Raw genomic sequence first — 22,254 nt, 5'->3', positions numbered from 1 at the left:
CTTCCCACTCCGTGGGAGACACCGCGTCAGAGCTCGGTCCGGCGGCGCCGGACGACCACGACGAGATCGACGACGGCGAACAGGGTGATCAGCCCGAGGGCGATGGCGAAGCCGGTCAGGGTGCCCCGGCTGGGGGCGCCGTCCACCGGGGAGGAGGCCGCCCAGAACGCGAAGCCGGCCGTCCCCAGGGCGAACAGCGGGGTGAAGGTCAGCGACAGCAGGTAGCGGAGCTTGAGGTCGCTGCGGGCGGTGGCCGGCGCGGTGCCGCTGCGCCACCGTCGCGGCGTCGTGGCACGCATGGGCGTTCACCTCCGGGCCGCGCGGGTGGGGGCTACCATTCCAGCGTACGTCCGAGGGGGAGAGCCGGGGAGGCGCTGTGACGGGTTCGGACGCCGTGGGGGCGGGCACGACGGGGGAGGACGCCGAGGGCTACGCGGGGCTGCGGATCGAGCGGGCCCGGGAGCTGGCCCGGCGGCACGGCTGGGCCTCGGTGCGGGTGCTGGAGCCGGGGCAGCTGATGACCATGGAGTACCGGGAGGGGCGGCTGAACCTCGCGGTGCGGGACGGTGTGGTCGAGCGCAGCTGGGAGGGGTAGCGTCCGCTCGCGGCGCGGGCGGAGCCGGCGGGGGGTGACGGAGCCGGCTGGGGTGACGGGGCGGCGGGGCTCAGCGTGCGAAGCGGCGGTGCAGCCGTTGTTCGGCGACTGCGAGCAGCGGCTCCAGCAGGGGCAGGGAGAGCAGCACCAGCAGCCCGGCGGCCCAGCCGGCCAGCACGTCGGAGACCCAGTGGGTGCCCAGGTAGACCGTGGTGAGGCCGATCGAGCAGGCGGTGGCGGCGGCGATCACCGCGCCGGTGCGCTGCCAGCGGACCGCGAGGTAGGCGAGCACGCCCCAGGTCACCACGGCGTTGGCGGTGTGGCCGGAGGGGAAGATGGTGCCGCCGGAGAACAGCTCGGGGGAGCCGACGTACTGGGCGTAGTGCGGGCCGAGCCGGCCGGTGACGATCTTGACGGCGCCGACCGTGACGTTGAGCAGCAGCAGGGCGACGCCCATCACCAGCAGCGGGCGAAGCCGTCCGAGGCGGTGGGCGCGCCAGAGCAGCCAGGCGAACGCGGCGACGGCGCTGGGCCCGCGCTGCCCGGCGATCACCCAGGTGTCGAGCAGCGGCTCCAGGCTGGGCCACCGCTCGTACGGGCGGAGCAGGCGCACCGACCAGTCGAGGTCGACCAGGTCGGTGTTGAGCAGGACGCCGGCCAGGACCAGCAGGTAGGCGGCGAGGGTGACGGCGAACAGGGTGGCCCGGCGGCGGCTCATCGGCGGCCACCCGGGCTCGCCGCGGACGGGACCGGGGAGCTCCCGGCGGCGGTCGGCGGTGCAGCGATCCGGCCCCTGTCGCGGAATGCGAGCGGCGGTACTTCTGGATTGCACGGGGTGACCATACCCATCCGGGCGAGGCCATTCCTGAGGGAATTGTCATTTTCCCGGGAAATCGACAATTGGGTCCGCCCGCGGTGACCCGGGGAGTGATTTCCAGTATTCCAGGATCGAATGCCCGTGTGGTCTTCGAATGATTCTGCAAAAGCCCCGGTAAAGAAAACGGAGTGGGCGGCCGGTTCGACCGGCTTCCCACTCCGTGGTAACCCTGTGTAGGTTCAGTGCTCAGTCGAGGGGGCCGCCCGCGACGTAGATCACCTGGCCGGAGACGAAGCCGGCGGCCTCGCCGGCGAGGAAGGAGATGGTGTTGGCGACGTCCTCGGGCTCTCCGACGCGCTGGACCGGGATCTGGGAGGCCGCGGCCCGCTTGAAGTCCTCGAAGTCCATGCCGACCCGGGCGGCGGTGGCCGCCGTCATGTCCGTGGCGATGAAGCCGGGGGCCACCGCGTTGGCCGTGATGCCGAACTTGCCCAGCTCGATGGCCAAAGTCTTGGTGAAGCCCTGGAGGCCGGCCTTGGCGGTCGAGTAGTTGGCCTGGCCGCGGTTGCCCTGGGCGGAGGAGGAGGACAGGTTGACGATGCGGCCGAAGCCGGCGTCCACCATGTGCTTCTGCACCGCGCGGGTCATCAGGAAGGCGCCGCGGAGGTGGACGTTCATGACCGTGTCCCAGTCGGACTCGGACATCTTGAAGAGCAGGTTGTCGCGGAGCACCCCCGCGTTGTTGACCAGCACGACGGGGGCGCCGAGTTCGGCGGCCACGCGGTCGACGGCGGCCTGGACCTGCTCGGCGTCCGCGACGTCGGCGCCGACGGCCAGTGCGCGCCCGCCGGCGGCGGTGATCCGGTCGACGGTGTCCTTGCCGGCGGCCTCGTCCAGGTCCAGGACGGCCACCGCGTAGCCGTCGGCGGCCAGTCGGACGGCCGTGGCGGCGCCGAGGCCGCGGGCGGCGCCGGTGACGATGGCCACCCGGGTGGCGGTGCTCTGCTCGGTCATGCTCGCTCTCGTCTCTCTCTCGGGGGTCCCGCCGGGGGGAGTGCCCCCGGGGAGGGTGCCCACACCCTACCGGCGGGTAGGGGAGGCGGCCAGGGTGGAGAGGCCCAGGTGACGGTCGGTAAGGACCGACCGGTCGGGTTTCTGCTGAGAACGGGTTACTGCAAGGGCGTGGCGGGCGCGTAAATATGCCAATGTTGCCGAACCTGCGTCTACTATCCGCCCCTGCCTGCCAGCAAGGGCCTGCCGTTTGTATAGTGTCCGCCAGCAGCCACCGGCTGCACGGCTGGAGCGCCCTCCCTCATAGCTGGACGCCCACTCGCCGTTACTGCCCCACCCGGGTGTCCCACACACACCGGGTGTGACATCGGGACGGATACATGGTGCTGGGGGAGATCCCGACAACCCGCGTGTCCGCGCGACTGCAGCAGTCGCCCGGACACCTCATTCGCGTTGCACAGCAGGTTCACACCCGTCTGTGGTCCGAGCACGTCGGAGCCGATCTCACGGCTCCGCAGTTCGCGGTCCTGTTGGTGCTCGCCCTCGAACCGGGCGCGGACCAGCGGACCGTCGGCGAGCGAGCCTCGCTGGACAAGGCCACGATGGCGGAGATGGTCGCGCGGCTGGTCCGCCGCGGCCTCGTGCTGCGACGGCGCGACCCGGCCGACGGCCGGCGCAAACTGCTCGCCCTCTCGCAGAGCGGCGCCCAGGCGGTGCGCGAGGCCACCGGTGGTGTGGTCCGTGTCCAGCGGGTGCTGTTCGAGCCGCTCGCGCCGGACGAGCAGGTCGAAATCGTCCGGGTGATGGCCAAGATAGCCAGGCTGGAACCCGCGGCGGTGGCCGTCTTCACCGACGCGCGGCCGATACTGGACGCCCAGCGGGCGATCGGCTACCTGATCAGGGTCGGCCAGCAGGTGCACACCAAGCTCTGGTCGGAGCACGTCGGGGCTGAGCTGACGGCCCCGCAGTACGCCGTGCTGGACGCCCTGGAGCTGGAACCGGGCGCGGACCAGCGCACGGTCGGCGAGCTGGCCTCGCTGGACAAGGCCACGATGGCCGAGATGGTCAGCCGGCTGGTGCGCCGCGGTCTGGTGCAGCGTCGGCGGGACCCCTCGGACGGGCGGCGCAACCTGCTCTCGCTCTCACCGGCGGGTCAGGACCTGCTGCACCGCTCGGCCGCCGGAGTGGCCGAGGTCCAGCGCTTGCTGCTCGCTCCGCTCGCGGAGGAGGAGCACGAGACGGCGCTCGCACTCATCGCCAAGGCGGCCAGGCTCTAGCCCAAGCTTTGGTAACAACAGCCAAAACGATTCACCAAGTCTCATGAGGCCCTTGGCCGTCGGCAGCGACCGATGGTCGGGGTCGGTGAATCCGGGTACGCCGAAGTACCGCTCGTCCCTGACCGGAATGAGCGGTACTTCGATATGACCGACAGTCAGAATTACTGTCGTCGTTGTCGGGGGCGCCGGGCCTGGTCGGCCGGCGCCCCCGCGGCGCTCGTCAGTTCCAGTCGAACCCCTGCGGGTCCGGGCCGATCCGCTTGCCGGTGGCCACGCCCGCGATCGCCGCGATGTCCTCGGCGTCCAGCTCGAAGCCGGTGACGTCCAGGTTCTCCCGGATGCGGGACGGGGTGACCGACTTCGGGATGGCGATCACGCCGCTCTGCAGGTGCCAGCGGAGCACCACCTGGGCGACCGTGCGGCCGTGCTTCTCGGCGATCTTCGCCAGCGCCGGCTCGGCCAGCAGCTCCCCGCCCTGGCCCAGCGGGCTCCACGCCTCGGTGGCGATGCCGTGCTCGGCGTGGAAGGCGCGCAGCTCCTCCTGCGGGAAGTACGGGTGCAGCTCGACCTGGTTGAGCACCGGGACGACCGAGGCCTCGTCCAGCAGGCGGGTCAGCTGCTCCTGGCCGAAGTTGGAGACACCGATCGACTTGACCCGGCCGCCCTCCTTCAACTGCTCCAGGGCCTTCCAGACGTTCAGGAAGGTGCCGTGCATCGGGCGCGGCCAGTGGATCAGGTACAGGTCGAGGTAGTCGAGGCCGAGCTTGTCCAGCGAGGCGTCGAACTCGCGCAGCACCGCGTCGCGGCCCTGCTCGCCCGACCAGTCGCGGGTGCCCGAGTTCCACAGCTTGGTGGTGACGTAGAGGTCCTCGCGGGCCAGGCCGCCCGCCAGTGCCTCGTTGATGGCCGCGCCGGTGCCGGCCTCGTTCTGGTAGATCGCCGCGGTGTCGATCGAGCGGTAGCCCGCCGCGATCGCCTCGCGCACGGCGGGGGTGGCCTGGGCGTCCTCGACCTGCCACACGCCGAAGCCGAGCTGTGGGATCTGAGCGCCGTCGTTCAGGGTGACGCTGGGGATGTTGCTCACGGGAAGGGGTGCCTTCCTGGTTGTCCGTTGGTTCCAGAGGGGGCAACTGGTGCCCCGGCACGATTGTTCCCGCCGTTCGGGCGAATCTTTGGGGAAGCTTTACGGCGGCGTGGCGTGCGTCGGGGGCCGTGCCACGGGGTGCGCGCCGGGGCGCGTGGGGGGCGTGTGTCAGGGGCGGCGGAAAACCTGTTGCGTGGATCACAGTGGGCTTGGCAGGCTCGCGGACATGACCTCCTGAAATCCGGGTCCTTCGTACCCGTTTGCTGCCGGTCCGGCCGCCTGTCGCCGGACGTGTCGATGTCGCCGCGCCGTTGCGCCGCGCCTCCGGGTGTCCGTTCCCGCGCGACCGCGGGCCACCCGTGCCGCCCGTACCTCCCGTGCCCGCGCACGCCTTGCACACCTCGCACCATCCGCACCCCTCGCACCGCTTGCACCCCTCGTATCGGAGTGTCATGCCGCTCACCCCACTGCCGCTGGCCGATCCCGGCAGTCCCGACCTCTCCTCACCGATGGCCTTCCTGCGCTGGCTGCAGCGCGCCCAGCGGCGTGGGCAGGTCCGCGCCACCTGCTGGGCGCTGGTCGAGATGGGCGCCCAGGCCACTCTGCCGGTGGCGCTCGGGCGCGGCGTCCAGGCCGCCGTCGACGGCGACGCCGGCGGGATCTGGCGGGCCGGCGCGCTGGCCCTGCTGCTGGCCGCCACCGCCGCGCTCGGCTCCGTGCTGCTGCACCGGCAGGCGGTCTGGAACTGGATCCACGGCGCCTGTCACGTGCGGCAGTTGGTGGCCGGGCAGGCCTCGCACCTGGGCGCCGGGCTGTCCCGGCGGATCGCCACCGGAGAGGTGGTCGCGGTCGGCAGCGGGGACGTCGAGCGGATCGGCTGGTACGTCGAACTGGTCGCCCGGGTCCGGGCCGCGGTGATCGTCTGGCTGGCCGTCAGCGCGGCGGTGCTGGTGGTCGAGCCGGTGCTCGGGATCGGGGTGCTGCTCGGCGTCCCGGTGCTGGCCGCCTCGGTGTGGCCGCTGATCGGGCCGTTCGAGCGGCGCTACGCCAAGCAGCGCGAGCTCGGCGGCAAGGCGACCGAGCTGGCCGCCGACACGGTGGCCGGGCTGCGGGTGCTGCGCGGCATCGGCGGCGAGGACCTCTTCCTGGAGCGGTACCGGGCGGCCTCCCAGAAGGTCCGGGCGGCGGCCGTCCGCTCGGCCCGGCTGTGGTCGCTGATGCAGGCCCAACAGGTGCTGCTGCCCGGGCTGTTCGTGGTCGGGGTGACGTGGTACGGCGCCCGGCTGGCGGCCTCCGGCGAGCTCGGCGTGGGCACCCTGATCGCGGTGTACGGCGCGACCGCCTTCCTGGCCGCACCGCTGCGGATCCTGGGCGAGGCGGCGCACGCCTGGAGCGTCGCCCGGGTCTCCGCCGGGCGGGCCGTGCGGGTGCTCTCGCTCAGCCGGACCAGCGGCGAGGCCGAGGGCGTGCTGACCAGGCCGGGCCGCTCCGACCTGCACGACCCGACCACCGGGCTGACCGTCCGGGCCGGCGAGCTGACCGCGGTGGTCTGCGGGGACCCGGACTTCGCCGGGGCGCTCGCCGAGCGGCTCGGCGGCCACGTCCCGCTGGCCGAGGGCGAGCAGGCCCTGCCCTCGGTGCGGCTCGGCGGCACCGAGCTGGACACCGTGCCGCTGGGCGAGGCCCGGGCGGCGGTGCTGGTCCACGACAAGGAGCCGGTGCTGCTCTCCGGCACGCTGGCCGAACTGCTGGACGTGCCGTCCTCCGGCCGGGTCCCGGTCGAGGACGCGCTCGCCGCGGCCCGTTCCGAGGACGTACTGGAGGCGCTGGTGGACGGCTCGCCGGACTGCGCGGGCGACCCGATGCGGGCCCGGATCACCGAACGCGGGCGCTCGCTCTCCGGCGGGCAGCGCCAGCGGCTCGCCCTGGCCCGCGCGCTGCTGGCGGACCCGCCCGTCCTGGTGCTGGACGAGCCCACCAGCGCGGTGGACGCCCATACCGAGTCCCGGATCGCCGCCGGCCTGCGGGACACCCGGGCCGGGCGCACCACCGTGGTGTTCGCCACCAGCCCGCTGCTGCTCGACCGGGCCGACCGGGTGGTGCTGCTGCGGGAGGGGCGGGTGGTGGCGGCCGGGCGGCACCGCGAGCTGTTGCGCACCGAGCCGGCCTACCGGGCCGTGGTCACCCGGGACGAGGAGGCGGCGCCGGTATGAACAGCGCCGTGATGAACAGCGACCTGGGAAGCGCCCCCGCTGGGGGCGCCACCGTCAACCGTCCGGAGCCGTACGTGAGGAGTACGTCATGAAGCCCCCCGTCCACCAGGAGCAGGGGCCGGCCACCACCCTGCCGGTCGGCTCCCCGGCCGCCGTGCGCGGCTACCTGGGGGTGCTGGCGCGGCGGCACCGGGGCGGGTTCGCCGCGGTGGTGTCGCTGCACTCGGTGGCCACCCTGGCCGGGCTGGTCGGGCCCTGGGTGCTCGGCAACCTGGTCGAGTCGCTGGCCACCGGCACCGCCGGGGCCACCATCGCGGTGGCGGTCGGCTGGTACCTGCTGGCGCTGGCCGTGCAGACCGCGTTCACCGGCTGGTCGCGGCTGCGCGGGGCGGTGCTCGGCGAGCGGGTGCTGGCCGACCTGCGCGAGGACTTCCTGGTCCGCTCGGTCGCGCTGCCGACCGGCGTGCTGGAACGCGCCGGCACCGGGGACCTGGTCTCCCGCGGCACCACCGACATCGACCGGCTGGACAAGTCGGTGCGCGAGGCGGTGCCCGAACTCGCCGTCGCGGTGGTGTCCCTGCTGCTGGTGCTCGGCGCCCTGCTGGTCACCTCGCCGCTGCTCGCGCTGACCTCGCTGGTCGGGCTGCCGCTGCTGCTGGCCAGCTCCCGCTGGTACTTCCGGCGCGCCCCGCAGTCCTACCGCAACGAGGCGGCCGGGTACGCGGCGGTCAGCAACGTGCTGGCCGAGACGGTGGACGCCGGGCGGACGGTCGAGACGCTGCGCCTGGGCGAGCAGCGGGTCCGGCTGACGGACCGCAAGCTGCGCGAGTGGCTGGCCTGGGAGCGCTACACCCTGTGGCTGCGCTCGGTCTGGTTCCCGACCATCGACGCCGTCTACACCGCGGCGGTGCTGGCCACCCTGGTGGTCGGCGGGCTGTTCACCCTCCAGGGTTGGCTCACCGTCGGCCAGTTGACCACCGGCGTGCTGTACGCGCAGATGCTCACCGGCCCGGTCGACCTGATCCTGCGCTGGTACGACGAACTGCAGATCGGGCAGGCCTCGCTGGCCCGGCTGGTCGGCGTGCACGAGGTGCCGGACCACGAGGGCGACGAGTCGGCCCGCCCGGACGGCCGCCGGGTCGAGGCCCGGGACGTCCGCTTCGGCTACCGCGAGGGCGCGGACGTGCTGCACGGGATCAGCCTGGACGTCGCCCCCGGGAGCCGGGTCGCGCTGGTCGGCCCGTCCGGGGCGGGCAAGTCCACCCTCGGGCGGCTGATGGCCGGGATCTACGCGCCCGGCCGCGGCAGCGTCACCCTCGGCGGGGCGGCGCTGTCCCGGATGCCCGCCGAGCGGGTGCGGGCGGAGGTCGCCCTGGTCAACCAGGAGCACCACGTGTTCGTCGGCACCCTGCGGGACAACCTGCGGCTCGCCGCGCCCGAGGCGGACGACACCGAACTGCGGGCCGCGCTGGACGCGGTGGACGCCGGGGGCTGGGTGGACGCCCTCCCGGACGGGCTGGACACCGAGGTCGGCTCCGGCGGCACCGCGCTGACCGCGCCCCAGGCGCAGCAGCTCGCCCTGGCCCGGCTGGTGCTGGCCGATCCGCACACCCTGGTGCTGGACGAGGCCACCTCGCTGCTGGACCCGAGGGCCGCCCGGCACCTGGAGCGGTCGCTGTCCCGGGTGCTGGAGGGCCGTACGGTCATCGCGATCGCCCACCGGCTGCACACCGCGCACGATGCGGACGTGATCGCGGTGGTCGAGGGCGGGCGGATCAGCGAGTACGGCAGCCACCCGGAGCTGGTCGCGGCCGGTGGCCCGTACGCGGCGCTCTGGCGCTCCTGGCGGGACGAAGGCCGGCCGTAGGCGCCGGGCGGAGGAGGGTAGCGCGGGTTCCAAACCCGTACGGGGCCGGATTGCCCCGTACGGGTTACTCCCCCGCCGGTAAGGGCGCGTAACCGGGCAAATCGTCGGCCCGGACAGCAGACTGCTCCGGTGACCAAGATTTCAGACGGCTCGTCCCGGCCTCAGCGCAGCGAGATCGGCGGGATCCCCACGCGGTACATCGGGATCGGCGTCATCGTGATCCTCGCGGTGTGGTTCCTGTTCGCCAACCTCGACAAGGTCAAGATCCAGTTCTGGGTGTTCACCGTGACCGCGCCACTCTGGATCGCGCTGCTGGCGACGCTGCTCGCCGGCGGGGTGCTGGGCTGGCTGTTGCAGGGACGGCGCGGCCGGTGAGCACCGCCCCCGAACCGGCCCCGACCGGTTCCCCAGCCTTCGCCCCGCTGATCGAGCTGCGCGGGGTCAACAAGCACTTCGGCGAGTTGCACGTGCTGCAGGACATCGAGCTGACGGTCGGTCGCGGCGAGGTCGTCGTGGTGATCGGACCGTCCGGCTCCGGGAAGTCCACGCTCTGCCGGGCGATCAACCGGCTGGAGCCGATCGAACGCGGCACCATCCTGATCGACGGGCAGCCCTTGCCCGAGGAGGGCAAGGGGCTGGCCCGGCTGCGCGCCGAGGTCGGCATGGTGTTCCAGTCCTTCAACCTGTTCGCGCACAAGACCGTGCTGCAGAACGTCTCGCTCGCCCAGATCAAGGTGCGCGGCCGGGCCAAGGCCGAGGCGGAGACCAAGTCGCGGGCACTGCTGGAGCGGGTCGGGCTGGCGTCGCAGGCCGACAAGTACCCGGCCCAGCTCTCCGGCGGCCAGCAGCAGCGGGTGGCGATCGCCCGGGCGCTGGCGATGGACCCCAAGGCGCTGCTGTTCGACGAGCCGACCTCGGCTCTCGACCCCGAGATGATCAACGAGGTGCTGGACGTGATGCGCCAGCTGGCCAGCGAGGGCATGACGATGGTCGTGGTCACCCACGAGATGGGCTTCGCCCGGGCCTCGGCGAACCGGGTGGTGTTCATGGCGGACGGCCGGATCGTCGAGGACCGCGCCCCGGAGGCCTTCTTCAGCGCCCCCGAGAGCGAGCGCGCCCGGGACTTCCTGTCCAAGATCCTCAAGCACTGAGGGCGGTGCCGTGAACCGAAGGACGACGCCCGCCGCGCGGGTGCGCGCACGCCTGACCGCCGCGGCCCTGCTGCTCGCCGTGCTGGCGACCGGCTGCGGCAAGGCCGGCACTCCGCCCCCCAAGGGCCCCCAGCCCAGCGCGCTGCCCAGCTACCAGGTGCAGAACGCCGCCTCGATCACCGGCTCGTCGACCCTGGACGCCGCCCGCGGCCGGGGCCACCTGGTGGTCGGCGCGAAGGAGGACCAGCCGTACCTGGGCCAGAAGAACCCGGCCACCGGCGTGTACTCCGGCTTCGACATCGAGATCGCCAAGATGGTCGGCGCCTCGCTCGGCTTCCCGCCGGACCGGATCCAGTTCAGGACCATCGCCTCGGCCAACCGCGAGACCGCGCTGCAGAACGGCCAGGTGGACTACTACGTCGGCACGTACACCATCAACGACAACCGGAAGAAGCTGGTCGGCTTCGCCGGGCCGTACTTCATCGCGGGGCAGTCGCTGCTGGTGCGCAAGAACGACGACAGCATCCACGGTCCGCAGGACCTGAACGGCAGGAAGGTGTGCTCGGCGGCCGGCTCGACGCCGTACCAGCGCATCCAGTCGCAGTACCCCAAGGCGCACCTGATCGGCTACGACACCTACTCGGCCTGCGTGGACAACCTGATCACCGACCAGGTCGACGCCGTCACCACGGACAACGCGATCCTGCTGGGCTACGCGGCCAAGGTCCCGGACGAGCTCAAGGTGGTGGGCCCGCTGTTCTCCACCGAGCCGTACGGGATCGGCACGCCGAAGAACGACACCGTGCTGCGCGGGGCGCTGGACGACGCGCTGGCGTACCACGAGCAGAACGGCGACTGGAAGAAGGCCTTCGACGCGACCCTCGGCCTGTCCGGGGAACCCGCGCCCACCCCGCCGCCGATCGACCGGTACTGAGAGGGCCGCGCCGTGAAAACCCTGACCGACAACTGGTCGACCTACTGGGACGGCTTCCTCGGCACGCTCTCGCTGTTCGCGGTGAGCGCCGTGCTGTCGTTGCTGCTGGGCGTGCTGATCGCGGGCTTCCGGGTCTCGCCGGTCCGGCCGCTGCGGGCGTTCGGGACGGTGTGGGTGACGCTGCTGCGCAACACGCCGCTGACCCTGCTGTTCTTCATCGTGGTGCTGGGCCTGCCCCGGTTCGACATCACGCTGCCCTTCTACACCTTCGCCGTGCTGGCGCTCGGCTGCTACACCTCGGCCTTCGTCTGCGAGGCGATGCGCTCGGGCATCAACACCGTGCCGTCCGGGCAGGGCGAGGCGGCCCGCAGCCTGGGGATGAGCTTCGGGCAGACGATGGGCCTGGTGGTGCTGCCGCAGGCGTACCGCTCGGTGGTGGCGCCGCTCGGCAGCGTGATGATCGCACTGGCGAAGAACACGGCGATCGCCGGTTCGTTCAGCGTCACCGAGCTGCTGGGCACCTACCGGACCATCAACGAGCTGGGCTACAGCATCATCTGGACCTTCGTCTGGATCGCCGTCGGCTACCTGATCATCACCCTGGCCGTCAGCGCCGTCTTCAACCTGCTGGAACGACGAGTGGCGGTGTCCCGATGACCGTTGGATCCTCGGCGCTGTACGACATCCCCGGTCCGAAGGCGCTGGCCCGGCACCGGCTGTACGGCGGGATCGCGCTGCTGCTGATCGCGGCGCTGATCGGCTGGATCGTCTACATGCTGTTCCACACCCACCAGTTCACCTACGCCAAGTGGGAGCCCTTCGAGTACCGGGGCGTGCAGGACCTGCTGCTGCGCGGGCTGGGCAACACCCTCCGGGCCTTCGGCTGGACGGTGCTGTTCGCACTGCCCTTCGGCGCGCTGTTCGCGGCCGGGCGGTTGTCCGACCACCGGGTGGTGCGGTGGTTCTCCACGCTGGTGGTGGAGTTCTTCCGGGCCATGCCGCTGCTGGTGATGATCTTCTTCGTGTTCGTCGCCCTCAAGGTGCAGCCGCTCTGGGCGCTGGTGGCCGGGCTGGTGCTCTACAACGGCTCGGTGCTGGCCGAGGTGTTCCGGGCCGGCGTGCTCGCGGTGCCCAGGGGGCAGCGGGAGGCGGCGTACGCGCTGGGCATGCGCAAGACCCAGGTGATGGCGTACGTGCTGGTGCCGCAGGCCAACCGGGCGATGCTGCCGGCCATCATCAGCCAGCTGGTGGTCGCGCTCAAGGACACCTCGCTCGGCTTCCTGATCACCTACGAGGAGTTCCTGCACGCGGGGAAGCTGATCGCCACCAACCTGGACTACGACCTGCCGTTCATCCCGGTGGTGATGGTGATCGCGCCGATCTACATCGGGATGTGTCTGCTGCTGTCCTGGCTCGCCCGCTGGGTCGAGCGGCGCAGCCGGCGCAGTCCGAGCGTGCGGGGCGGGGCGCCGGTGGCCAAGGCGGGGGTGGCGATGGGGCTGCCGCCGTCGGCCCGGTGAGGACCCGGCATCCACAGTGGGGGGAAGGACGGTTCGGGGCTGAACCATAGGTGCCGAAGGGGTCGAGGCCTGGACCTCCAAATTCCTCTTATGATTGCGGAGGCAGGCGGCAGACGACCGGGCGGAGGGGCCATGGAGCCGGTGTTCGACTCGCGGCACATCAGGACGTTCCACGAGGTCGTCAGAGCCGGTTCCTACTCGGCCGCGGCCCGGGAACTCGGCTACACCCAGCCCGCGATCACCCAGCAGATGAAGGCCCTCGAACGCACCGTCGGTGTCCCGCTGTTCACCCGGGCCGGGCGCGGCCTGCGGCTCACCGAGGCCGGTGAGGCGCTCTCCCGGCACGCCGAACTGATCCTCGGCAGCCTCTCCGCGGCCCAGCAGCAGCTCGCCGCGCTCGCCCGGCTGCGCGCCGGGCGGGTCCGGGTCTGCGCCTTCCCCAGCGCCAACGCCACCCTGATACCCGAGGCGATGGCCCGGCTGCTCGCCGAGCACCCCGGCGTCCGGGTCGAACTGCTGGAGGCGGAGCCGCCGGACTCCGTCCAGCGGCTGCTGCGCGGGGAGTGCGACATCGCGCTGGCCTTCCGCTACCCGGGCCAGGCCACCGAGCTGCCGGACGGACTGGACGAGATCCCGCTGATGGAGGACCTGCTCACGGTGCTGCTGCCGGTCGGGCACCCGCTCGGACGCCGGCACGCCGTCCGGCTGGCCGACCTCGACGGCGAGCGCTGGATCGCCGGCTGCCCGCGCTGCCGGGCCAACCTGCTGCACGTCTGCGCGGAGGAGGGCTTCGCGCCCGACATCGTCTTCTCCACCGACGACAACCTGGCGGTGCAGAGCCTGGTCGCCGCCGGAGTGGGGATCGCGCTGATGCCCGCGCTGGTGCTCTCCTTCATGTGCCACCGCAAGGTCACCGGGCGGGCCGTCGAGCCGCACCTGCGGCGGCAGGTGAGCGCGTACGTGCTGCGTGAGCACCGGCGGATCCCGGCCACCGGGCTGGTGCTGGACCACCTGCGGCAGGCGGCGGCGAGCCGGGTCGGCTGCTGACCCCGGCGCTGCGGGCGCTCGACGGGCGGGTCGACCCATAAGCGCGGATGGGGGTGATGCTTAGAAACCCTCGTTGGACGTGATAGGTCGGGTGGTCCGAACCTGCTGCCATGACACTCCCAGCCACGGTCGGCAGCGACCGGCTCACCGAGCGGATGACCGCACTGGTCAGCGAGATCCGCTCCGTCGTGGACCGCGGACTGCCCCCCGAACTCACCGCGTACCTGGTCGGCGAACGCCTCGCCCCGCACCTGCTCGCCGACCCCGACGGCCCCGACGCGCTGCTCACCCCCGCCCAGTGCGAGGGTGACCCGCAGCGCTACCGCCAGCACGTCGTGCACGCCGAGGCCGACGGCAGCTTCTCCGTCGTCGCCCTGGTCTGGCTGCCCGGCCAGCAGACCCCGATCCACGACCACGTCTCCTGGTGCGTGGCCGGCGTCCACCGCGGCCAGGAGAGCGAGACCCGCTACCGGCTGATCTCCGACGGGCGCACCTCCCGCCTGGTCGAGACCGAGCATGTGGCCGGCCCGGCCGGGACGGTCGCCGCCTTCGCCCCGCCCGGCGACATCCACCTGGTACGCAACGCCTGCAGCACCACGGCCATCTCCATCCACGTGTACGGCGCGGACGTCTCCCGGCTCGGCACCAGCATCCGGCGGGTCTACCGGCTCCCCGCCGACCAGGAGCGGTGAGCGGCGGCGTGGCACTCACCCTCCGGGAGCGGGCCGCCCGCACCCGCTCGCTCCCCCCGCTCGGCGGGGACGCCCCCGGCCTGCTGCTCGCGGCGGTCGGGGTGGCCACCGCGATCGCCGTCCACGCGGCCGTCCCCGCCGTGCCCAAGCTCACCGCCGCCGTCGTGCTCGGCATGGCGGCGGCCCACCTGCCTGGGCTGCGCCCGGTGGTCCGCGGGGTCGCCCGGTCCGGGCTGTCGACGGCCGGGAAGCGGCTGATGCGGCTCGGGATCGTGCTGCTCGGACTCAAGCTCAGCCTGGACGACGTGTTCGGCCTCGGCTGGGCCACCGTCGCCATGGTGCTCACCGTGGTCGCCGCCACCTTCGCCGGCACGCTCTGGCTGGGCCGGCGGCTCGGGCTGCCCGGCGACCAGCCGCTGCTGGTCGCCACCGGGTACTCGATCTGCGGGGCCTCGGCGATCGGCGCGGTCAGCCAGGCCGCGGGCAGCGAGGAGGAGGACGTCGCCTCCTCGGTCGCCCTGGTCACCCTGTGCGGAACCCTGGCCATCGCCGTACTGCCCCTGTTGCAGCACCCGTTGGGGCTCGGCGAGCTCGAGTTCGGGCGCTGGGTCGGGGCGAGCGTGCACGACGTCGGGCAGGTGGTCGCCACGGCGCAGACCGGTGGCCCGGGCGCGTTGCGTGAGGCCGTGCTGGTCAAGCTGATGCGGGTGGTGCTGCTGGCGCCGCTGGTCGCGGGCGTGGCCGTGACGGTGCGGCGCAACGCGCGCACCGCGCGCCGGGCGGGTGCGAACGGTGCGGCCTGTGCGGACCGTACGGCCGGTACGGACGGTACCGCGAAGACCGGCAGCCGGCCGCCGATCGTGCCGCTGTTCGTGGCCGGCTTCCTGGCGATGATCGTGCTGCGGACCACCGGGGTGCTGCCCGAGCGGGCCCTCACCCTGGCCGGGGACGCGCAGGAACTGCTGCTGGCCGCCGCGCTGTTCGGGCTCGGCAGCGCGGTGCACCTGCCGACCATGGCGAAGACCGGCGGGCGGATCGCGCTGCTCGGGCTCGGGTCCTGGGTGGTGGTCGCGGGGGTGTCGTACGCGGGGGTGCTGCTCACGACCTGAGCGTCCTCAGCGTCCGGCCGCCCGCCGGCCCGCCCGTCTGCCCGCCCGCCGGCCCGGATCCGGTCTCCGGCCCGGCCGGCGGGGACTCGGTTATTGTCGGGTGGGTGATCGCCCCGACGAGGCGAAGCACCGCCGAGTCCGCCGAGGAGGAAGCATGACCACCGCACTGCCCGAACGCGACGCCCACGAGGCCGTCGTCACGCTCGACCGGCGGGAGGGCCCGTTCGGCGAGGTGGTGCTGCGGCAGCGCGGCCGGCACTACGAGATCATCGCCAACGGCTGCTTCCTGATGGACACCGCGGACGGGCGCTCCGAACGGCTGCTGATCCAGGCGGCGTTGGACGAACTGGACCGCACCGGCGCCGGCCCGGCCGCGCCGTCGGTGCTGATCGGCGGACTCGGCGTCGGCTTCTCGCTCGCGTACGCGGCCGCCGAGCCGCGCTGGGGGCGGATCGCCGTCGTCGAGCGGGAGGACGCGATCATCGACTGGCACCGCTCCGGCCCGCTGGGCGCCTTCTCCGGTGGCGCGCTGGACGACGCGCGGGTCTCGGTGATCCACACCGACCTGCTGGAGTACCTGGCCGCGGCCGACGGCGAGCGCTACGACGCGCTGTGCCTGGACATCGACAACGGGCCGGACTGGACCGTCACCGACTCCAACTCCGGGCTCTACGGGGCGGACGGGCTCGCGGTGCTGTGGCACCGGCTGCGGCCCGGCGGGGTGCTGGCGGTGTGGAGCGCCCAGCCGTCGGCGGCCTTCGAGGAGGCGCTGCGGACCGCCGGGTTCTCGGACGTCGTGACCGCGGAGGTCCCGGTGAGCCGGGGCGTGCCGGACGTGGTGCACCTGGCGCGCCGGGCCGACTGAACCGGGGCGCTGCGCAGGTCGGTCGGGTCGAGCGGGCGGTGGTGTGGTGGTGGAGAGCGGATCGCCTTCGGAGCGGATCACGGCGGAGCTCCGACGTCGGATCGCGGCGGGGGAGTTGGAGCCGGGCGCCCGGGTGCCCTCGACGCGGCGGATCGTGCAGGAGTGGGGCGTGGCGATGGCCACCGCGACCAAGGTGCTGAACCGCCTGCGCGAGGAGGGGTTGGTGCGGGCCGTCCCCGGGGTGGGGACGGTGGTGGCGGCCCGGCCGGAGGCCCGGTCGACGGCTCCAACGGCTCCGACGGCTCCGACGGCTGCTCCCACCGGGAATCCGGCTCCGGCCGCCGCTCCCGCCGTGGCGCCGGTCGCGACCCCGGCTCCGACGGGCGGGCGGCGCGGGAAGGGCGGGGAGCGGGAGTTCGGCCGGGAGCGGGAGTTCGGCCGGGAGCGGATCGTCGCGGTGGCGGTGCAGGTGGCCGACGCCGAGGGGCTGGCGGCGCTGTCGATGCGTCGGATCGCGACCGAGCTGGGCGTGGCCACCATGTCGCTCTACCGCCATGTGCCCGGCAAGGACGAGCTGTTGCGGCTGATGATGGACAAGGCCTTCGCCGAGCATCCGCTCCCGGGAGCACCCGCGCCGGACTGGCGGACGGGCCTGGACGAGATCGCGCGCTTGCAGTGGCGGATCTACCGGCGCCACCCGTGGCTGGCCACCACCATGTCCTTCACCCGGCCGGTGCTGGCGCCCGACGCGGCGCTGCACACCGAGCGGTCGCTGGCGGCGCTGGCGGGGACGGGGCTGAGCATGGAGGAGATGGCCCAGGCCGCCGTCAGCCTGGCGGCCTTCACCTGCGGACTGGCGGTCCACTTCGAGCGGGAGGCACAGGCCGAGCAGGACAGCGGGATGTCCGCGGACGAGTGGATGGACCGGCTGGACGACCGGGACCACGACCGGCTGATGACGGACCCGGAGCGGTTCCCGATGTTCGAGGCGCTGAACCGGGGGCCGGAGATCGACATGGGCCTGGACGCGCTGTTCGAGTTCGGGCTGGCGCGGATGCTGGACGGCGTGGCGGCGCTGATCGCGGCGCGGGGGAGCGCCTGACGGCGGACGGCCGACGGATGGCGGCCGACGGATGGCCGACGGGACGGACGGCCGGGGGCTTTCCGAGGCGGTGAGCCGCTCCGGAAGGCCCCCGGCCGTCGCCGGTCAGCCGAACGGCCGGTGCTCCGGGGCGGCGTCCTCCGCGGCTTCGGCCTCCGCCTCCGGTTCGTCCGTGGTGGGGGTGGTGCCGGAGATGCCGAAGGGGTCGAAGTCCGGCGGCGGGATCATCACCGGGGTGCCCTTGCGCGGGGCCGGGGCGTCCGCCGCGTCCGCTGCGGGGGCCGCCGTCGGAGCGGGCTGGGCCGGGATCAGCGGCGGGGTCGAGGGCGGCGGCGGGACGGCGGGGCCCTGGGCGGCGACGGTGGTGCCGAACGGGTCGGGCTTCTGCTCGGCGGCGACCGTGGTGCCGAACGGGTCCGGTGCCTGGGTGCCCCCGGCGGGCGGTGCGGCGGGCTCGTCCGTGGTGGGGGTGGTGCCGGAGATGCCGAAGGGGTCGAAGTCCGGCGGCGGGATCATCACCGGGGTGCCCTTGCGCGGGGCCGGAGCGTCCGCCGCCTCCGCCGCGGGGGCCGCCGTCGGCTCCTCGGCGACCGGGGCGAAGGGGTTGAAGTCGGCGGGCGGGATGCGCACCGGGGTGCCGCGCAGGTGTACCGGCTTCTCCTCCTGGTCCGCCGCCGAGGGGGCGGTGGCCGGAGGGGTAGCCGGAGGGGCGGGCGGGGTCACCGGGACGGGCGGGGCGGCCACCGGGGCGGGCGCGGCCGGTGTCCGGAGCGACTCGCCGTCCCAGCCGAACTGGATGCTCTTCAACAGTTCCGCGAACGCCTCGGTGTACAGCTCCCAGTCCTCCGGCCGGGCCGTGGACAGCTGGGCGCACAGCACCGTGCCGCCGTCCGGCAGCGGTACGAAGGCCTGGACGGCCGAGGTGACCACCCAGCGGCGCTGCCCGTCGGCGGCCAGCGCCCCGGGCACCGGCACGGTCCGGCCCTCGACCAGGACGGCGGCCGGCCCGGCGGGCAGCAGCACCGTCCAGACCTCGGCGTGCCGCCGTACGGTGGCCAGTTCGGTGGCGAGCGCGGTGATCGGCAGCGGGTGCCGGGCGAGCGAGATGACCAGGGTGGCCTCGGAGGCGCGCCCGTCCACCTCCAGCGCGCAGACGCCCGCGTAGCGGACGCCCGCGTCCTGGAGCAGGTCGGTCAGGGTCGCGGTGATCACCGCGAAGTCGCGGCGCGGCTCAGGCCCGGTGGCGCTGAACAACTCCTCGGCGACCTCGGCCAGGTGCCCGGTGAGTTCGGCGGCCGCCGCGAGGGTGGCCCGGTCGGCGCCGTCGGCGTCCCCGGCGGTGTCCACCGGAGGGGCGGGCACGGTACGGGCGGAGACCCCGGCGGGCCCGCCGGGGGAGGTCAGCGGGTGGAAGCCCGGCGGGACGACCAGCCGGACCTCGGTGCCCGCTCCGGTGGCCAGTTCGACCGGCTGCCGGGTCTGCTGACCGGCCGCCAGCGCGGCCAGGGCCGGGGCGAACGGCGGGCGCAGCTTGGCGTCGGCGAACTCGCCGGTGACCGGCAGCTGGAACAGCGCGGCCGAGGTGGTACCGCGGTCGGCGATGGCGCCGCGCACCGCGCCGCCGCCGTAGCGGTTGTGCAGTGCGGTCGTCACCCGGTCGGCGACCCGTGCGCCGGTGCCGGGGCGGGCCGTTCCGGCGGTGAGCACCGTGCCGAGCCGGTCGACGGCCTCGTGCACCGGGCCGTTGGGTGCCAGCGGCAGGCCGAACAGCGCCTCGGCGGCGGGGTGTTCAGTCGGCTTCGGGGTGCTGAGCGCGGCGGCCGGGAGGCGCGAGGTGTGCTCGTCGAAGAGGGCGTCGGTGAGCGTGCCGAGGGTCGCGCAGACCTGCTCGGCTGCCGCGAAGGGGTTGGCCTCCGCACTGAACTGGACGTCCTGGGTCAACTGGTGAGCCCCCCGCTCTGCTCCGTCTGCGGTCGGTGGTTCGGGTGGGACCGGAACCGCCCGGGCGGCGGGTCGTCAGGTCCCCGCCCATTCCTATCAGAGCCCACTGTCGGCACCGAACCGCAGGATCACCCGATGATCACGCCGGGGAGGCGTCGGCGGACCCTTCCGTGGCCTGCGCGGACGGTTCGTCCACCGGTCCGGAGGTCGTCGGAGCGGGCGCGGAACCGGGCGCGGAACTCTCCGCCGGACCGACCGTCGGAGCGGCCAGCGCGGTGAGCGCGTCGAGGATGCCGGGGACGGCGAGCAGCCCGGCGAGGTCCTGGACCAGCCGCCCGGACGGCCCCTCGGGCCGCTCGTCGGCGAGGAAGGCGGCCAGCTCGGTGGCCAGCGCGGGCTCCCGGGCGGCGGTGAGGGCGAGCGAGGCGACGAACTCCTGGACCAGGTGCAGCTGCAGCTCCTCCAGCGGTACGGACCGCTCGGCCAGCCACTCCAGCGAGGTGATCTCGGCGTTGGCGATCCAGGCCCGGACGGTCAGCCGCAGCCCGGGGCTCGGCGCCGGGACGGCCAGGTGGGCGAGGATCTGGTCGTGCGCCGCCCGGCGGACCTCGTCGATCACCGCCGAGGTCCCCGGGCTGGCCGCCACCGAGCCGCCCCGCAGCAGCGCGGCGAAGCCGGGCCCGTGGCTCTGCACGAAATCCAGGTAGCGGCCCATCACCCGGAACAGCCGCTCCGACAGCGGCCCCTCCATCGGCTCCTCGAAACGCGCCGAGAGCTCCCGCCCGGCGCGCCGCAGTGAGGCCTCGTACAGCGCCTGCTTGCCCGGGAAGTAGTGGTACACCAGCGGCCGGGAGGCTCCCGCGGCGGCGGCGATGTCGTCGATCGACACCTCCTCCGGGGGACGCCGGCTGAACAGCTCCAGGGCCACGGCGATCAGCTGTTCCCGCCGCTCGTCGACGCTCAGCCGCCGGCGCGGCCGCTCGCCCGCGGCCCCCCGGTCGGGGGCGGCGGCGGTCCGTGCTGCGCGGTCGGCCGTCGGCGACGGCGTACGGGAGGCCATGCGCGCAGCCTATCCGGCGGCCGTCCGCGGGCCCATGCGGCCTTCCCGCGCCGACCGGCCTGTCCCGCGCTTACCGGCCTGTCCCGCGCCTAGCGGCCCGAACCGGCCCGGCCGGTGGGCTACCCGGCCTTGAGCTCCAGATAGCGGCGGTAGGCCTCCAGCCCGTCGACCACGAAGGTGTCGCGGGCGAGGCGTTCGGCGAGCTCGGCCGGGGTGAGCCAGGCGTGCCAGGCGACCTCGGACTCCTGCGGGGAGACCGGGCCGTCCCACTCCGCCTCGTACATGTCGCACCACCAGGAGAGCCTGCCGCCGTCGGGCTCCCGGAACAGGAACTTGAAGAGCGGGCGCGGGGCGATGCCCCGGACGCCGAGCTCCTCCTCGGCCTCGCGGACGGCCGCCTCGGCGTAGCTCTCGCCGGAGCCGACCACGCCGCCGACCCACATGTCGTACGCACCGGGGGCGAACAGCTTGGTGTCGGTGCGGCGGTGGACGAAGATCCGCCCGGCCGGGTCGCGGACCATGATGAAGACGCAGCGGTGGGTCAGCCCCTGGCGGTAGACCTCCCCCCGCAGCGCCGTCCCGATCACCCGGTCGTTCTCGTCGACGATGTCCAGCAGCTCTTCGGCAGGGTTGGTCATGAACCACAGGTTAGGGTTTCCGGGCCCGCTTCGAACGCGGGATCGAGGAATTCTGACGTCGACGAACGAGCTGAGGACGGCGCGCGATGGTGGAGATCTGGGGCGAGACGGCCGAGGGGTTCGAGCCCGTACGGGAGGCCTTCGCGCGGAACTTCGCCGAGTACGGCGAGCTGGGCGCGGCCTTCGCGCTCTACCTGCGCGGCCGCAAGGTGGTCGACCTGTGGGGCGGCGACGCCCGGCCCGAGGTCGGCGGCCGGCCCGCGCCCGCGGTGCCGTGGACGGCGGACACCGCCCAGGTGCTGCGCTCGGTCACCAAGGGGCTGAGCGCGGCCACCGCGCTGCTGCTGGTCGAGCGCGGCCTGCTCGACCTGGACGCGCCGGTGTCCTTGTACTGGCCGGAGTTCGCGGCGGCCGGCAAGGGCGCGGTGCCGGTGCGCTGGCTGCTGTCGCACCAGGCCGGGGTGCCGGCGCTGGACGCGCCGCTGCGCCTGGAGGACGTGCTGACCTGGGAGCGCGCCGTCGCCGCGGTGGCCGCGCAGGAGCCCGCCTGGGAGCCCGGGACGGCGCACGGCTACCACCCGTACACCTTCGGCTGGCTGGTCGGCGAGGTGGTGCGGCGGGCGAGCGGCCGGAGCATCGGCCAGTACTTCGCCGAGGAGGTCGCCCGGCCGTTCGGGCTGGACCTGTGGATCGGACTGCCGGCCGGTGCCGCGCCCCGGGTCGGCAAGCTGGTCGACCTGCCCGCCCCGGAGGCGGCCCGGACCGGCCCGAGCGGGCTGCGGCTGCGGCCCAAGCAGTCCGTCCGGGACGCCTACCAGGACCCGACCTCGCTGACCGCCCGCGCCTTCGCCTCGGTGCTTCCCGGGGTGAACATGAACGACCCGGCGGTGCAGGCCGCCGAGATCCCCGGTGCGAACGGCATCGGCACGGCCCGTTCGGTGGCCCGGTTCTACGCGGCGCTGATCGGCGCGGCCGACCGCCCGGACGGCTCCGGCGGGCTGCTGCCGCCGCTGTTCGGCCCGGAGGTGCTGGCCCGTGCGGTCGGGCCGGTGGTGCACGGCCCGGACCGGGTGCTGATCGTCAACTCGACCTTCGGCCTGGGCTTCTGGCGGCACGGCCCGACCGCGCCGATGGCCTCCCCGGCGAGCTTCGGCCACCCGGGCCGGGGCGGCTCGCTGGGCTTCGCCGACCCGGAGCTCGGGCTCGGCTTCGGGTACGTCACCAACGGGATGCAGCCGGGCGTCACCGGGGACGTGCGCTCGCGCAACCTGATCCGCGCGGTGCGGGGGTGCCTGGGGCTGTCCTGAGCCCGCGGGCCGGAGGACGCCGGG

At 73.7% G+C, this 22,254-nt stretch carries 22 protein-coding genes; 15 read left to right on the top strand and 7 right to left on the bottom strand.

All coding sequences use genetic code 11. The annotated features are described in order from the left end of the window. Positions 1-26 precede the first annotated feature (26 nt). The gene (locus AB0F71_RS26505; RefSeq protein WP_360238787.1) at positions 27-299 is read right to left on the bottom strand and encodes a DUF6343 family protein; all 273 of its coding nucleotides are present in this window, start codon (positions 297-299) and stop codon (positions 27-29) included. Between the two features lie 77 nt (positions 300-376). Between AB0F71_RS26505 and AB0F71_RS26500 the strand changes: the two genes are divergently transcribed. Further along, positions 377-595 carry an I78 family peptidase inhibitor gene (locus AB0F71_RS26500; protein WP_360238785.1) on the top strand — a complete coding sequence of 73 codons (219 nt, stop codon included), beginning with the start codon at positions 377-379 and terminating at the stop codon, positions 593-595. Between the two features lie 70 nt (positions 596-665). Here the strand turns inward: AB0F71_RS26500 and AB0F71_RS26495 are convergent, their stop codons facing one another. Together AB0F71_RS26495 and fabG are read right to left on the bottom strand one after the other, a co-directional pair. Next, entirely contained in the window at positions 666-1,313 is a 648-nt protein-coding gene (locus tag AB0F71_RS26495) for a phosphatase PAP2 family protein (RefSeq protein WP_360238783.1), read from the bottom strand. A gap of 345 nt (positions 1,314-1,658) precedes the next feature. Next, positions 1,659-2,426: a 3-oxoacyl-ACP reductase FabG gene (gene fabG, locus AB0F71_RS26490; protein ID WP_360238781.1), complete on the bottom strand. Its 768-nt coding sequence runs from the start codon at positions 2,424-2,426 to the stop codon at positions 1,659-1,661. A 377-nt stretch (positions 2,427-2,803) separates the two neighbouring features. Between fabG and AB0F71_RS26485 the strand changes: the two genes are divergently transcribed. After that, positions 2,804-3,700 carry a MarR family winged helix-turn-helix transcriptional regulator gene (locus tag AB0F71_RS26485; protein ID WP_360238779.1) on the top strand — a complete coding sequence of 299 codons (897 nt, stop codon included), beginning with the start codon at positions 2,804-2,806 and terminating at the stop codon, positions 3,698-3,700. 220 nt (positions 3,701-3,920) lie between these two features. Here AB0F71_RS26485 and AB0F71_RS26480 read toward each other — a convergent pair whose 3' ends face one another. Beyond that, the gene (locus AB0F71_RS26480; RefSeq protein WP_360238777.1) at positions 3,921-4,784 is read right to left on the bottom strand and encodes an aldo/keto reductase; all 864 of its coding nucleotides are present in this window, start codon (positions 4,782-4,784) and stop codon (positions 3,921-3,923) included. Between the two features lie 452 nt (positions 4,785-5,236). Between AB0F71_RS26480 and AB0F71_RS26475 the strand changes: the two genes are divergently transcribed. The 12 genes from AB0F71_RS26475 to AB0F71_RS26420 all read left to right on the top strand — a co-directional run bounded on the left by AB0F71_RS26475 (position 5,237) and on the right by AB0F71_RS26420 (position 17,284). Further along, on the top strand, positions 5,237-6,997 hold the full coding sequence (locus tag AB0F71_RS26475; RefSeq protein ID WP_360238775.1) for an ABC transporter ATP-binding protein: 1,761 nt from the start codon (positions 5,237-5,239) through the stop codon (positions 6,995-6,997). Positions 6,998-7,085: 88 nt separating this feature from the next. Next, positions 7,086-8,864, top strand: a complete 1,779-nt coding sequence (locus AB0F71_RS26470; protein ID WP_360238773.1) for an ABC transporter ATP-binding protein — start codon at positions 7,086-7,088, stop codon at positions 8,862-8,864. Positions 8,865-8,993: 129 nt separating this feature from the next. Then, the gene (locus AB0F71_RS26465; protein ID WP_360238771.1) at positions 8,994-9,239 is read left to right on the top strand and encodes a LapA family protein; all 246 of its coding nucleotides are present in this window, start codon (positions 8,994-8,996) and stop codon (positions 9,237-9,239) included. 47 nt (positions 9,240-9,286) lie between these two features. Next, entirely contained in the window at positions 9,287-10,015 is a 729-nt protein-coding gene (locus AB0F71_RS26460) for an amino acid ABC transporter ATP-binding protein (RefSeq protein WP_360238868.1), read from the top strand. Between the two features lie 10 nt (positions 10,016-10,025). After that, positions 10,026-10,949, top strand: a complete 924-nt coding sequence (locus AB0F71_RS26455; RefSeq protein WP_360238769.1) for a glutamate ABC transporter substrate-binding protein — start codon at positions 10,026-10,028, stop codon at positions 10,947-10,949. A gap of 12 nt (positions 10,950-10,961) precedes the next feature. Further along, positions 10,962-11,606, top strand: a complete 645-nt coding sequence (locus AB0F71_RS26450) for an amino acid ABC transporter permease (RefSeq protein WP_360238767.1) — start codon at positions 10,962-10,964, stop codon at positions 11,604-11,606. Beyond that, positions 11,603-12,469 carry an amino acid ABC transporter permease gene (locus AB0F71_RS26445; RefSeq protein WP_360238765.1) on the top strand — a complete coding sequence of 289 codons (867 nt, stop codon included), beginning with the start codon at positions 11,603-11,605 and terminating at the stop codon, positions 12,467-12,469. Before AB0F71_RS26450 ends, AB0F71_RS26445 begins: the two co-directional genes overlap by 4 nt. 141 nt (positions 12,470-12,610) lie before the next feature. Then, a complete protein-coding gene (locus AB0F71_RS26440) occupies positions 12,611-13,516 on the top strand; it encodes a LysR family transcriptional regulator (RefSeq protein ID WP_360238866.1) in 906 nt (301 codons plus the stop codon). 110 nt (positions 13,517-13,626) lie between these two features. Continuing rightward, complete coding sequence (locus AB0F71_RS26435; protein WP_360238763.1) at positions 13,627-14,208, top strand: cysteine dioxygenase family protein; 582 nt, start codon at positions 13,627-13,629, stop codon at positions 14,206-14,208. Positions 14,209-14,288: 80 nt separating this feature from the next. Beyond that, positions 14,289-15,317 carry a putative sulfate exporter family transporter gene (locus tag AB0F71_RS26430; RefSeq protein WP_360238864.1) on the top strand — a complete coding sequence of 343 codons (1,029 nt, stop codon included), beginning with the start codon at positions 14,289-14,291 and terminating at the stop codon, positions 15,315-15,317. A gap of 154 nt (positions 15,318-15,471) precedes the next feature. Next, complete coding sequence (locus AB0F71_RS26425) at positions 15,472-16,182, top strand: spermidine synthase (RefSeq protein ID WP_360238761.1); 711 nt, start codon at positions 15,472-15,474, stop codon at positions 16,180-16,182. Positions 16,183-16,231: 49 nt separating this feature from the next. Continuing rightward, entirely contained in the window at positions 16,232-17,284 is a 1,053-nt protein-coding gene (locus AB0F71_RS26420) for a TetR/AcrR family transcriptional regulator C-terminal domain-containing protein (protein ID WP_360238759.1), read from the top strand. Positions 17,285-17,389: 105 nt separating this feature from the next. Here AB0F71_RS26420 and AB0F71_RS26415 read toward each other — a convergent pair whose 3' ends face one another. The 3 genes from AB0F71_RS26415 to AB0F71_RS26405 all read right to left on the bottom strand — a co-directional run bounded on the left by AB0F71_RS26415 (position 17,390) and on the right by AB0F71_RS26405 (position 20,923). Further along, entirely contained in the window at positions 17,390-19,225 is a 1,836-nt protein-coding gene (locus AB0F71_RS26415; protein WP_360238757.1) for a hypothetical protein, read from the bottom strand. A gap of 139 nt (positions 19,226-19,364) precedes the next feature. After that, a complete protein-coding gene (locus AB0F71_RS26410) occupies positions 19,365-20,189 on the bottom strand; it encodes a TetR/AcrR family transcriptional regulator (protein ID WP_360238862.1) in 825 nt (274 codons plus the stop codon). A gap of 215 nt (positions 20,190-20,404) precedes the next feature. Further along, positions 20,405-20,923, bottom strand: a complete 519-nt coding sequence (locus AB0F71_RS26405; protein ID WP_360238755.1) for an NUDIX domain-containing protein — start codon at positions 20,921-20,923, stop codon at positions 20,405-20,407. Between the two features lie 86 nt (positions 20,924-21,009). Here AB0F71_RS26405 and AB0F71_RS26400 point away from each other — a divergent pair, with 86 nt between their 5' ends. Further along, the gene (locus AB0F71_RS26400; RefSeq protein ID WP_360238753.1) at positions 21,010-22,230 is read left to right on the top strand and encodes a serine hydrolase domain-containing protein; all 1,221 of its coding nucleotides are present in this window, start codon (positions 21,010-21,012) and stop codon (positions 22,228-22,230) included. Positions 22,231-22,254 lie beyond the last annotated feature (24 nt).

It is taken from the genome of Kitasatospora sp. NPDC028055 (genome assembly GCF_040637885.1).
In the GTDB taxonomy this organism is placed as follows: domain Bacteria; phylum Actinomycetota; class Actinomycetes; order Streptomycetales; family Streptomycetaceae; genus Kitasatospora.
This window is presented reverse-complemented; position numbering and strand designations above follow the sequence as displayed.

Excerpts from the sequence above, each read along its gene's own strand:
- AB0F71_RS26505 (WP_360238787.1), bottom strand. The coding sequence starts at position 299 with ATGCGTGCCACGACGCCGCGACGGTGGCGCAGCGGCACCGCGCCGGCC.
- AB0F71_RS26495 (WP_360238783.1), bottom strand. The coding sequence starts at position 1,313 with ATGAGCCGCCGCCGGGCCACCCTGTTCGCCGTCACCCTCGCCGCCTAC.
- fabG (WP_360238781.1), bottom strand. The coding sequence starts at position 2,426 with ATGACCGAGCAGAGCACCGCCACCCGGGTGGCCATCGTCACCGGCGCC.
- AB0F71_RS26485 (WP_360238779.1), top strand. The coding sequence starts at position 2,804 with ATGGTGCTGGGGGAGATCCCGACAACCCGCGTGTCCGCGCGACTGCAG.
- AB0F71_RS26475 (WP_360238775.1), top strand. The coding sequence starts at position 5,237 with ATGCCGCTCACCCCACTGCCGCTGGCCGATCCCGGCAGTCCCGACCTC.
- AB0F71_RS26470 (WP_360238773.1), top strand. The coding sequence starts at position 7,086 with ATGAAGCCCCCCGTCCACCAGGAGCAGGGGCCGGCCACCACCCTGCCG.
- AB0F71_RS26445 (WP_360238765.1), top strand. The coding sequence starts at position 11,603 with ATGACCGTTGGATCCTCGGCGCTGTACGACATCCCCGGTCCGAAGGCG.
- AB0F71_RS26435 (WP_360238763.1), top strand. The coding sequence starts at position 13,627 with ATGACACTCCCAGCCACGGTCGGCAGCGACCGGCTCACCGAGCGGATG.
- AB0F71_RS26425 (WP_360238761.1), top strand. The coding sequence starts at position 15,472 with ATGACCACCGCACTGCCCGAACGCGACGCCCACGAGGCCGTCGTCACG.
- AB0F71_RS26405 (WP_360238755.1), bottom strand. The coding sequence starts at position 20,923 with ATGACCAACCCTGCCGAAGAGCTGCTGGACATCGTCGACGAGAACGAC.
- AB0F71_RS26400 (WP_360238753.1), top strand. The coding sequence starts at position 21,010 with ATGGTGGAGATCTGGGGCGAGACGGCCGAGGGGTTCGAGCCCGTACGG.